An 11,826-nucleotide genomic window follows, 5' to 3' on the forward strand; every position below is an offset into this window, starting at 1 on the left:
CTGCCAGACCATCATCAGTGAAGTTCAACGAGCTCCCTCAGAGCCAGCCTCAGGATTTCTTCTCTCGAATCCTGATGAAAGCCTCCAATCGCTCCTAATGCCGAATCACATGCCAGCGGCAACGCCCGACATCGGTACCCCACAACCACCGGCCAACGTGCGGGCGGCCGAGTACGTGCGCATGTCGACCGATCACCAAAAGTACTCGACCGAGAACCAGTCAGAGAAAATCCGGGAGTATGCAGAGCGACATCATTTGGAGATCGTACGAACCTATGCCGACGAAGGGAAGAGTGGCTTACGCATGGACGGCCGACAAGCGCTCCAACAGCTTATTAGCGATGTCGAATCACGCAACGCCGACTTCCAAGTCATCCTCGTATACGACGTCAGCAGATGGGGAAGATTCCAGGATGTAGATGAAAGCGCCTACTACGAATACGTTTGTCGACGCGCAGGCATCCAGGTTGAATATTGCGCGGAGCAATTCGAGAACGACGGCTCGCCGGTATCGACCATTGTCAAAGGCGTGAAGCGCGCGATGGCCGGGGAGTACAGTCGAGAGCTATCTTCCAAGGTCTTCGCAGGCCAATGCCGCCTCATCGAGCTAGGTTACCGGCAGGGAGGGCCAGCGGGGTTCGGTCTGAGGCGCATATTGATCGACCAAGTGGGTTCAGTAAAGGGGGAGTTAACCCGCGGCCAACACAAGAGCCTCCAGACTGATAGGGTCATCCTCATGCCCGGATCCCCAACAGCGGTTGCAACCGTAAATCAGATCTACCACTGGTTTGTCAATGATGGAACGTCTGAACTGGAAATCGCAATTCGTCTCAATGCGCAGGGAATTCCGACCGATTTAGGCCGCGAGTGGACAAGGGCGACAGTGCGCCAGGTTCTCAGCAATGAGAAGTACATTGGCAACAACGTCTATAACAGGGTTTCATTCAAGCTTAGAAAGCTTCGGGTCTTCAACAAGCCAGACATGTGGATCCGAAAGAATGGAGCGTTCGAGGCCATCGTTCCCAGCGAGCTCTTCTACACGGCCCAAGGAATTCTTCGTGCACGAGCGCATCGGTACAGCAACGAAGAACTGCTGGAAAAACTGAGTAGCCTCTACCATCGGCGGGGATACCTTTCCGGCTTGATCATTGATGAGACCGATGGAATGCCGTCCTCTGCAGCGTACGCACACCGCTTTGGCAGCCTACTTCGCGCCTACAACGCCGTTGGCTTCACTCCCGATCGAAGCTATCAGTATCTCGAAGTGAATCAGTTCCTGAGACGATTGCACCCAGACATCCTCAGCCACACCGAAAGCATGATCTGCGCCTTGGGCGGAGTCATTCGACGAGATCCCACGACGGACATGCTAGATGTGAACGGCGAGTTTACTGTCTCTCTGGTGCTGGCACGTTGTCAGACACTTGGGACGGGTCATAGACGATGGAAAGTTCGGTTCGACACGAATCTAGCTCCAGATATCACGGTCGCAATACGTCTCAATGACAACAATCAGCATCCACAAGATTACTACCTATTGCCTCGCGTGGATGTCTGGTGGCCAACGCTCAACCTTGCCGACCACAACCGAGTCGAGCTTGAGAGCTATCGATTTGACGATCTCGATTACCTCTACGGCATGGCGGAGCGTAGTCGTCTGCGGCGGGCAGCATGACAATGGATCAACCCCTGCCCGACCTGCGAATGATCCCGCTGACACTCATCGACGTGCTCAACCCACGGGAACGCGACAATCGCGTCTTTCAAGAGATAGTGACAAACATTCGCGACATTGGCCTGAAAAAACCCATCAGCGTCACACCGCGTATTGGAGCCGACGGCACATCGCGATACCTGTTGATCTGTGGCGAAGGCCGCTTGAAAGCGTTTCGGGCTCTGGGAGAGAGCACTATTCCTGCGCTAATTGTCGATGCGAATGACGAAGATGCTTTCATCATGAGCCTGACTGAGAACATTGCGCGCCGCAAGTATCATCCACTTGAGCTATTGAGAGGAATAGAACGGCTTCAAGATCAGGGCTATGACAAGCGCGCAATATCGGAGAAGACCGGGCTCGGGGCTGATTACATCCAAGGAATTCTTTACCTTCTTAAGAACGGTGAAGAACGACTATTGGCTGCTGTAGAGACGGCCCGAATTCCGCTCAATGCGGCCATCACTATTGCCGGCGCGGGCAATGATGATAAGGCCATTCAGGCAGCTCTGCAGGACGCGTACGAGTCCGGGCAGCTACGCGGCAACCAACTCATCCAGGCCCGACGCGTCATTGACCGGCGTCGCACCTTCGGCCGCACTATCTCCCACGGACGGTCCCAGACCAAAAGCACGGTTACCTCCTCAAGCATCGTCCGCAATTATCAGCGCGAAGTGGAACGCCAAAAGCTATTGATAAGGAAAGCAGAATTCTCTCAGCAGCGATTACTTTTCATTGTTGAAGCTCTTCGAGAGCTTCTGAGCGACGAGAACTTCATAAATCTGCTTCGAGCTGAGAACTTAGATACGCTACCGAAGTATCTTGCGGAGAGGGTCTGGCCCGGAGGACATACGGCATGAGTATCCTTGGTTTTATCCCAGAGCCCATAGAACTACCCTTCGAAAGAATCTTGCCATCACACAAGATTTCGGAAGGCATTCTTGACACGCGAAAGTTTAAGCAGATTGTTTCTTCAATCGAAGAGGTTGGGCTGATCGAACCACTTACGGTCGGCCGCGCGGTACCGCCCGGTGATCTACACGTCCTCTTGGACGGGCACATTCGCATTCTTGCTCTCAAGCACCTCGGCTTCACAACTGCCCCATGCCTCGTTGCAACAGATGAAGAAACCTATACGTACAACAATCGCCTTAATCGCATATCGTCTGTGCAAGAGCATGTGATGATCCGACGAGCTGTTGAACGTGGTGTCCCTAAGGAACGGCTAGCCAAGGCGCTAAGCTTGGACATCTCGTCAATCGTCAAGAAGATGAACCTGCTTGATGGAGTCTGCAGGGAGGCTGCGGAGCTTCTCAAGGACCAACACTTCTCTGCCAACCTTAGCGGTGTTTTACGTAAGTTAAAACCCACACGTCAGATCGAATGCGTGGAACTGATGGTAACGGCAAACAACATGACTGTGGCCTATGCACAAGCGCTACATGCCGCCACTCCGAAAGAGATGCTCGTGGCGGAGTCAAAGCCCAAGAAGATCCGGGGCCTAACACCGGAGCAAGCCGACAAGATGGAGCGGGAAATGAGCAACGTGTTCGGTCAGTTCAAGTTGTGCGAACAATCGTATGGGCAAGACATCCTTAACTTAGTTCTCGCCAAAGGATTTTTATCAAAACTACTTGGCAACGCCGCGATTCACCGATACCTGGGAAAGCACCAGCAGGGCATGCTGACCGAACTCGAACGCATCGTTCAAACTGTCTCGCTGGAAGAGAAATGACTACCCAGAAGAGTCCTACGATCGAATCGTAGCGCCTCTAAATTTAATTAGTCTCGATTTCGAGAAGCGCTTGGCGTAGGACGATCAAGCAACGTCGCAGCGAAGGCAATCTGTTCCCAAATGTGGGCGCCTGGCAATTCTGGGCTAGGCGATTCGATGGCAAGGCAAGGGAGTTACGCCTGGCTTCATAGCGCAGCGTGAGCAGCCAGCAAACCAGGAGCGCGGCCATACTTTGAGATAGACTGTGTAGGCCCCCAAAGAAATACTCGCTTCGACTAAATTCTACGTCTCAGCCGAGATGCGCTGTCAATCAGAGAATGGACTGTCCGTGGTGGTGCCTTGGGTCGCGGCACCCGCTTTGGCGAAGGTTGAAGATCTATCTCAGGCAAAGCACATTGTTCACCGACCGGCACAGCCGATACCAAGGCGCGATTCGCCATAACGCGTTCTGTGTATTTCGCTCTCGCATCCTCCACGCCTCGTGCTTGCTCGCCAGACATTGCAACTGGGCTTTCGTAGTCAATCTGCCGCTTGCTTTTCTCGTACTTGTTGAGTGCCATCTCCACTTGCTCTCGAGAGATGCAGTATTGGGGTGAGTGGTATGAAGCAATAATGTGAGGCCACGCCACCCGCCGTTTGCGCTGATTCCAAGCAATTCTGAATGCGCCCTGCAGCAACAGCACGACAAATCTCTTAAGGCCTGCCGTCATGTCGAATATTGGCGTTGCCCTTAGGGCAAGGTCTTCGTCCAGATAGCTACATAGCACTCGAGAGCATTCCATCAGGTAACCCGTCCAGTCTTCCGAATCAGGCGGATCCGGACATAGCTGTAGCGGATTCGCCAAGAGACGCTGAGCGATCTGCGCATGCGATTTACTCAGCGACCGCCAAAGACTGTGATTAGCAATGTAGACGAAAGGGACTCCGAGCTGTCTTAGGTCGAGTAACGTCTTAGTAATACGGGTCGTACGATCGCTTCCGACCATAAATTGCATCTCATCGACCAAGATATGCGAAAGTCCATTTCGATAGGCAATCGCCGCTGCCGCTTTGAGCACAACAGCATGTCCAGCCTTGCGCATATCTGCCTCACCCTGCCCCAGGAATGGGACCAATGACTGAATCACGCTTTCGTGCGGGTTTGCAGTGACGAGCCAGGCTCCTTGTAGCGGTATGTTTTTATGGTGGTCCACGTCAATCGTGCAATCGTCTGGCATGAGGCGCAGAAAGGCCTTGGCAAGCTGGGATTTCCCGACTCCGGCCGGGCCTAGCAAGCAGACCGCCGGGCTTGAAGAAGCCGTGTCGTAGATCGGCGAGTACAGGCGCCCGGCGTACTTTTCGCGGTCCGAATAGGCAAGCTTGGCATGCCCCATCGATCGTTCAAGTAGGTACAGCAGGATCCATAGCTCCTGCGCCGACGGTCGGTAAATTCGGCTTAGCGCCATACCTACCTCTACTTCGACCACACCGCCCGGCTCCTTTTCCAACCCGTCGATCACATCGGGTCTCACCTCCACTCTAGCCCTTATGTTGTCCAGGGAGTTCAGGCCCTTAAATCGCGTTTGCCACGGATTTTCAACGATGCCCACGACTCTTCCCTTCAAGTATCGCTTTCATTTGGCTTGACTCTTCGCGTGAAGCGCGCTCGCCTACCTTACGCCGGCCTTTCTTGATGATGCCATCCGACCAACGCTTCCCGGTTTGCCGTTCGTATTCGGTGTGTTGCTCAGCTATGACGGCGGACGCATTTATTTTCTGAATTCGTCGTCCTTCTTTTTTCAATCGCTTGAACTCGAAGAGATCAACCTGCGAGAGATAAAGTTGACCTGGATCGTCCTGAATGGGTAGGGTCCCGTCGACCTCGACCAATCCCCGCGGGGTTTCAACCCACATGTAACGCATACAAAACGGCAGCACGTAACCAAGAAGGGGGGGCGATCCAGCAGTCCTACCAAAAACACCACTTTCTCGGAGAGCCGGCGAGTCATAGCGCAACTCGTTGTAGTTCAACCCGTCACGATTCACTTTCACGTCCACTTTCTGCAAGTACGCCCTGACCGCGTCTTCGAAGCGGACTTGCTTTGCGTCGGTGCGTGCGCGCCCGATGAGGAACTTAGCCATTGCTCTTGGTGTAGGACGAACTTGGTCTCGAATCATTTCTGGCGTAATTCTGTCGTCGGCGGAGGAGGCTTCGTTGTCGGCAATGGCTCTTCGGATTTCCCGCACGGCCATGTGTACCGGATCTAGTTCGCCGTGAACGATCTGGTTTGGCTCTTCCGATGACAAAGACCGAGGATGCGACGATTCCACCGTTGCCTTCGATTGCCCTGCACCTGATGGGGTGAGTTCACTGAACGCCCATGGGATATGTTCGCCCTGTTCTTTATTTAGCGGTTCCAGGCTGAGAGCTGCTGCGCCAGGTCCCCGATCAACAATGATCCCGCCGGGAAGCCCGCAGCCGGGCCAGGTATCGTCATCGATGTCAATCCCGAAGAGGCTGCAGAATATCTTCTTTCCAATCGCCATGCTAAATAGCATCGCGTTGTATGCTGAACTTCTTTCTGCGCCAAAAGAAAATCCAATACCGCAGACGTAGCCGGTTGTCCCGCAGATCCCTCTTACTACGCAAACGCTATCCAGCACTTTTTGGCCAAAATAGGATCGCGGCCGGTCAACACAGTGATAGGCGTCGGCTTCAACGACCTCCATGAAGTTTCGTAACGGCTGGGAAAATTTGCCTCTCGATGGTTGGTATACCCTGCGTGCCCGATTGTTACCATAACGTTGTACGTTAAGCGCCTCCTCTCCGACGTGCTTCTTCACGCAACGCGTGTATTGGTCCAGCGAGGGGAAAGGGATACCTGGCTTCGGAACGAAGATCTTGCTACCGTCGGGGCGCTCGACCGCCGTACATCCAAAGTATCGCGTGGCGGCTTCCCTATAGATCTCTGCGAGGGCCTTTCCCGGAGACCGTAGTGCCTGGTAGGAGTATGCAATCCTTGCCCTCGTTTCTTTGTCTACCCTAATTCTGTCGTGAAGACCCGCAGTCAAGGACCGGCGCCCGTAGGGAATATCTCCGGATTTACTCAGCCTATCCCAGCGTCCAATTTGCTGATAGTTCGGAAACAATGCGTAAACGGTCTGCCCGAAGCAGAGGTAGGCCAGAAACCAAAAACGTACACGGCGCTGCGTCTGGCCGATCGCGACAGCATGCGCGTTGATGACCAGGTGGGGCGACGATGCGGAAAAAATCTTGATCAACATTTCTGGGCGAAGTAGCGGTTGGATATGCAGTAATCTTCTATGTGCGCGCTCCAGGTTGCTGCGCTTTTTGTCCGACCGATCTTCATCAATCTGAAGCAAGTTCAATCCCTCGCTGCCCCAAAGCCCCGGCGGTAATGTGTGCCCGCCTTTCTTCGCCGAGACTTTTCCAGTTAGGAGACCTCGTTCAAATTCACTTTTTGGCAGCGAGACCAGCTCTCCGCACCATTCCTTCCCTTGCTTTCGGAAGAATGCGAGCCAGACCCGATCATCTAGGGTAGAACTTCGCAGGAAGTGATACGACACCGTGGAGACTAAGCCTGCGAAGCCTTCCGGGATCAGCAGTTCTGAACCTATCTGCATGGCTCACCTCTCGAACCAAGATGCATACATGTCCAGCACATCCATACGCTCGGGATGCATAGGCTTGTCAATCATGATCGGACGATACAAATCAACACGAAGCTCTCGCCGCCAGATGGCCTGATACAGCACAGTCAGCACCTCCTCCTGCGAGCAGGAAAAGGCGTTCACCATCTTAGGAATATGGTGCAAGATTGCCTCACGAGACAGCACGCATAGCTTGAAGCGCTCGACCAGCTCAGCTCGTATCTCTGACGGCAAATCATCCGGCAAGTGATCAGCTCGAATGAGCATGGCCAGGTTGAACTTCACCGTTTCATTCAGCAGGTCTTCACTGACGCGAACGGTCTTGATACCCGCGCACGCGAAGTACAGCTCCTCCAGACGATGTCGGTCCTCTGCACGAGCTGCATGCTCCTCGGCCTTATTGGGCTGTCGACACGTTTGAAAGGACGTGCGCTTGAAGTCTTCACTCGTCTTCTTGACGGTCCAGTTCACGCAGTAAGGGCCTTCTTGATCTCTGAGGAACAGGAGGAGATCACCAATGTAGGGGAACGGAACCCGCTCGAAAGTCGAGCCTCCATCCGTACTTGGCACGGTCATGAGAACCACCGGATGGCGCATCAGTAGTCCCAATCGCTCGGCGACCAGGACAGTTCCTTCAAGGCGTGGGAGTGAGAGCCCCCTTCCTTCAGGGTGGGCAGCCAACGGATGCGCGGTTGGGACTGTCGATAGCGCGTGCTGCTCGTGTAGATCGAACAACCTTGGTTGATACAGCGCCAGGACCGTCGCGTGGAACTCTGCACGAGACATGCAGTGGATTGCACGTCCCAATGCCGCAGCGCGAACCATAGAGGGACGGCTTCGTGTCGGCGCCTCGTCCCTTGTTGCCCGCATGGACGGCATATAGTCAGGTCCCCATCCGGGAGGATCCTGACGTGAATTGATAATGGCTAGCCGCTCTGCGCTAACCAGGGCTTTTCGGCTCATATAGTTTCTCCATATCTCTGACGGTGAAGTCATAATCAATGGAGAAAATGCACATATTCGTAGGCACGAATGTATCCCGAGCCACACTTGACAAAGTGCAGCCCATCGATCAAGATGGGCCTACGTTCCACACGTACGCACATCTTTTTGGGGCCAGTTGCTCTTGCAGGAGCAACTGGCCTTTGTGCAAGTTCTCCGTTCTCTCTATTTCTTACGTGATTAATTCCTCCAGCGATTGGTTGGTTTTTCTTGCACGGAGCAATAGATGCCCCTCCCGCGCTTGATACGGGCGCGCGGCAAAAAATACCTCTAATAGGCTCATGCGCCGCGCCCCCAATCCCCAATAGCGCTAGGGGGGGCCAGACTCTCCCAGCCGATTAGCGCCGGAAAGAGGTATGACGCACACCGGCGTAGCCACCAGATATGGCGCCGGCGCAAGTATCGTTGAAATTTTGCCACAAATATTCCTCCACGCTGCAGACGGAAACTCTCAACGATTTATTTTTTCCTAAATGGGGTTTTCCTCATTACGCGACTTTCATTTATTATCGTGCAATCCCCTTTTTAAATGGGGCATGGGTTAAAATAACATCAAGCACCTGGGTTAAAACAAAAACCTTTCACTACGCAGTACTAACAAAGCAAGCTGCATATAAAATCATCCATGATTGACCATAGGGCGAGTCATGGACGATTTATGGCCACTGCCAATTTCTGACTGGATTGAGGACGAAACCTTATTCAGCCTATGCAGTCGGATTCACGTTTTGACTGGGAACGTGTTTTCGCATGCAACGTCTCAAGTCTTGTTTGGCCATCCGAAGCGCGGTACCCAACATGATTTCCCAACTCACCTCAGCTACTTTGAGCATGTGACAGGAGGGCAGTTGGGCAACGCCTTTGAGCTAGTTGGCCGGACCCTGCTCCCATACTTTCTTTCTTGGAAGCCTCCTTCCATTGCGGAGCGGGCAATTAGCCAAGCTTGTAGCGGCGGTGTCGGCGCGATGAAGTTCCGTCTGGGAATAACGTCGAGCCGCTTCCGCGCTCACTTCCCTCTGAAGGCTTGTGACGAGTGCATGGCTCACGATCTCAGCACTTTCGGCGTCACGTGCTGGCATCTACAACATCAGTACCCCGGCGTTTGGATGTGCGCGACGCACTCGCGCCCACTGCGTGAATCGCAAGTCAAATCCACTGGCGTAGGGCGATTCCTTTGGGTCCTTCCAACAGAGCAGGTACTGGGTCCAACCCCGCGCCTACATGAAGCAACAGCGCGCTCGTTACTGGCCTTAGCCAAGCTGACCAATGACGCGATCACGGACATGCCTCCTGGCGGATGGCGGCCCGAAGCCTTGGTGCATGCTTATTCCACGGCCATCATCGGCGGAGATTCGATCGCCCGCTCTCAGCTTATGCGAGAGTTGGGCACTGAATTTGCCCGCTACGTCGCACCCTTGCGTGTGATTCCGGAGCTTAAGCCGCTTGCCCTGGATGCAAAACAAGGCCTCTCTCAGATCCAACCTGTCCTGAGCGGTCGGCGTTGGATCACGCACCCCTTGCGCCACTTCGCACTAATTCTTTGGCTTTTCTCTGACTGGAAGACGTTCAAGGTGGCCTACTCTTTAGCGAGCGATTTGCCGATTGAGAATGATCAGCCTGCCCAGGGGACACCTTCCACAGCGACCATTGTCGGGCGTCAACACGAATTGGCCGCGGCACTTTCTCGCGGCGCTTCGGTTACAGCAGCCGCCAAGATGGTGGGCGTGACAGTGAATACGGCCATCGCATGGGCTACCAAAGCGGCGATGACAACACCCCGACGGCCCAAACGAACACAGGAACACACACGAAAGCTGATCATCCAAGCCCTAAAAAATGGCGATGGGAAGTGCGAGATCGCCTCTCGTCATGAAGTGACAGTGCAGACTGTCACTCGAATCCTTCTAAGCGAGATAGGACTACAGGAACGGTGGCATGAGGTCGTAATGCGAAAACGTCAGCTCGCTGCTCGTCAGGAATGGACTACAGCAATGCAACAGAATGGCGATGCGTCACGGAAAATGTTGCGTGCGATCGCACCTAGAGCCTTTGCGTGGTTATACAGAAATGACCGCGCCTGGCTCATAGAGCAACAACTCCTAGCCCGTCCTTCAGCACCACGCAAACGCCAAACCGTAGACTGGGATAGTCGCGACGAAGCCCTTGCGCGGTGCGTCGAACGAACAGCGCTTGAGCTGTACCACCGCGATCCCCTCAGGCGGATCACGCTTCAACAGCTCTATCAAGCGATACCGGAGTTAAAGCGCCGTTTGGGTCAACTCAGTCACCTGCCCCTTACTCGATCCAGAATCGATCGCGTGACTGCCAGGGCCCGTCTCGGAAATCAGGACCCGCACCTTCTCTAGCTGCCACATCGAAAATGCAGCCTGCTTGCTCCAATTATGCATTTATGCATAATTGAAGCATGGAACATTCCAGTTTTCGCGCCCAAGCCCGGAGCCTCTCAGCGCGCTTCCGAGAAGCAGGTATCACGCAGCTCACGCTATCTATGGCATTGGGCGTGCCCCAGAGCCAAATAAGCCGAGCACTGTCTGGAAATCTTGCAAAGCCAAATCTTGTTTTTTCAGAACTATGCAATTATGCAATTCTGAACTTGGACAGGCGCGGCAAATTCATGGCCCTCGAAGACACAGCTCTTCGCGCAGCGATTGAGGAGGTGTGGGACGGAACGGTGGCCCACGCAAACGCCTTAGCCGCAGTGATACGAAGCCTGTCTTTGCTCAAACCTGCCCAAACAAAGGAGGAGCGGAAGAGATGATCGCTGTGATGCCGATGCCCGGTGAGTTCTTTGCTGGCCACTATGCGCGATTCGCGCGCCTCAACCGGCCGTTGACGAACGGTAAGTGCCTGCCTCGTGCAATGCCGCGAGCCCAACCCGGAAAGAACGTAAAGTTCCTCAATGGTCATCTGCAAGTCGTCGCTGAGCATTCGCAGATGTCTCCGGAAACATATTGGCGTCAACATACCCTACATCCACTGGTCGAGCTATGCCGCGTAAAAACGGTCGGCGGAGAGGTTCAATGGGAGCCTGGCGCCACAGCCCAGTTTCCGAGCCGAGAATGCTGCGCTTCCTCCATTCCTAGGCTCTGCCCGAAGTGCATAAGCGAGGACCTTGAGACCTATGGGTTTTCATACTGGCGGAGGTTTCATCATATCTGCGGCGTGGACATGTGCCTTCAGCACGAAAGCCCGTTGCGGACAAGTCGCGTCATGAACGACTTCACTCTCCAACCAGCAAATCATCTGTCTACGTCCGTGGCCTTAGAGCCAGCATTGATTCGGGCAGCAGAGCATGGGGTGATCAGAAGGTACCACTTCATTGCACAAGCCATCCTAGGAATGGCTATCGCGGGCTCTCTCTCATCTATGAGCCAAGGCGTGCGCGACCGTCTGCGGACTATTTGGCAAGAATCTGGAGCCCAGATCTCATTGCTCGACCTCCTCACACGCCTGGTGCCTTCGACATGGGCTGAGCAGTATTTCCCGCACCTCATGGGCGCGGAGGCAGTTCGACACCTCCGCTGTTCGTTCGACGCACTAATGCGAGGTAGGGCGCCGGGGAAGCTCGTGGCGCTCATACTGGCTGCAACAAGCCGGCCCGCGAATGGAGACTCGGCGGCCCTATTGTTCGAAAGCTGAACACGACAATCAATTTGTGTCGCAAATCAGCGGTGTCAGCCAATTTCGAGTAGTCGAGAAGACT

At 54.2% G+C, this 11,826-nt stretch carries 8 protein-coding genes; 5 read left to right on the forward strand and 3 right to left on the reverse strand.

The window, feature by feature from the left end; translation table 11 throughout:
- Nucleotides 1–109 precede the first annotated feature (109 nt).
- The 3 genes from ASD71_RS15285 to ASD71_RS15295 are packed head-to-tail and all read left to right on the forward strand — an operon-like array spanning nucleotide 110 to nucleotide 3,449.
- Nucleotides 110–1,675: a recombinase family protein gene (locus ASD71_RS15285; RefSeq protein ID WP_056565471.1), complete on the forward strand. Its 1,566-nt coding sequence runs from the start codon at nucleotides 110–112 to the stop codon at nucleotides 1,673–1,675.
- Complete coding sequence (locus tag ASD71_RS15290; protein ID WP_056565473.1) at nucleotides 1,672–2,574, forward strand: plasmid partitioning protein RepB C-terminal domain-containing protein; 903 nt, start codon at nucleotides 1,672–1,674, stop codon at nucleotides 2,572–2,574. The genes ASD71_RS15285 and ASD71_RS15290 overlap by 4 nt, the downstream gene beginning before the upstream one ends.
- Nucleotides 2,571–3,449, forward strand: a complete 879-nt coding sequence (locus ASD71_RS15295) for a plasmid partitioning protein RepB C-terminal domain-containing protein (protein ID WP_056565476.1) — start codon at nucleotides 2,571–2,573, stop codon at nucleotides 3,447–3,449. Before ASD71_RS15290 ends, ASD71_RS15295 begins: the two co-directional genes overlap by 4 nt.
- A 275-nt stretch (nucleotides 3,450–3,724) precedes the next feature.
- Here the strand turns inward: ASD71_RS15295 and ASD71_RS28025 are convergent, their stop codons facing one another.
- Genes ASD71_RS28025 through ASD71_RS15300 form a run of 3 tightly spaced genes read right to left on the reverse strand, consistent with a single transcriptional unit; the run spans nucleotide 3,725 to nucleotide 7,886 of the window.
- On the reverse strand, nucleotides 3,725–5,038 hold the full coding sequence (locus ASD71_RS28025) for an ATP-binding protein (protein ID WP_156395153.1): 1,314 nt from the start codon (nucleotides 5,036–5,038) through the stop codon (nucleotides 3,725–3,727).
- Nucleotides 5,025–7,073: a hypothetical protein gene (locus tag ASD71_RS28030; protein ID WP_156395154.1), complete on the reverse strand. Its 2,049-nt coding sequence runs from the start codon at nucleotides 7,071–7,073 to the stop codon at nucleotides 5,025–5,027. The genes ASD71_RS28025 and ASD71_RS28030 overlap by 14 nt, the downstream gene beginning before the upstream one ends.
- Nucleotides 7,074–7,076: 3 nt before the next feature.
- A complete protein-coding gene (locus tag ASD71_RS15300) occupies nucleotides 7,077–7,886 on the reverse strand; it encodes a hypothetical protein (protein WP_156395155.1) in 810 nt (269 codons plus the stop codon).
- A gap of 863 nt (nucleotides 7,887–8,749) precedes the next feature.
- Here ASD71_RS15300 and ASD71_RS27710 point away from each other — a divergent pair.
- Both ASD71_RS27710 and ASD71_RS28645 read left to right on the forward strand, forming a co-directional pair.
- The gene (locus ASD71_RS27710; protein ID WP_082578908.1) at nucleotides 8,750–10,468 is read left to right on the forward strand and encodes a TnsD family Tn7-like transposition protein; all 1,719 of its coding nucleotides are present in this window, start codon (nucleotides 8,750–8,752) and stop codon (nucleotides 10,466–10,468) included.
- A 421-nt stretch (nucleotides 10,469–10,889) separates the two neighbouring features.
- A complete protein-coding gene (locus ASD71_RS28645) occupies nucleotides 10,890–11,762 on the forward strand; it encodes a TniQ family protein (RefSeq protein WP_369818968.1) in 873 nt (290 codons plus the stop codon).
- The last annotated feature ends 64 nt before the right edge of the window (nucleotides 11,763–11,826 follow it).

Source organism: Achromobacter sp. Root565 (genome assembly GCF_001427425.1).
Lineage (GTDB): Bacteria > Pseudomonadota > Gammaproteobacteria > Burkholderiales > Burkholderiaceae_B > Achromobacter > Achromobacter spanius_D.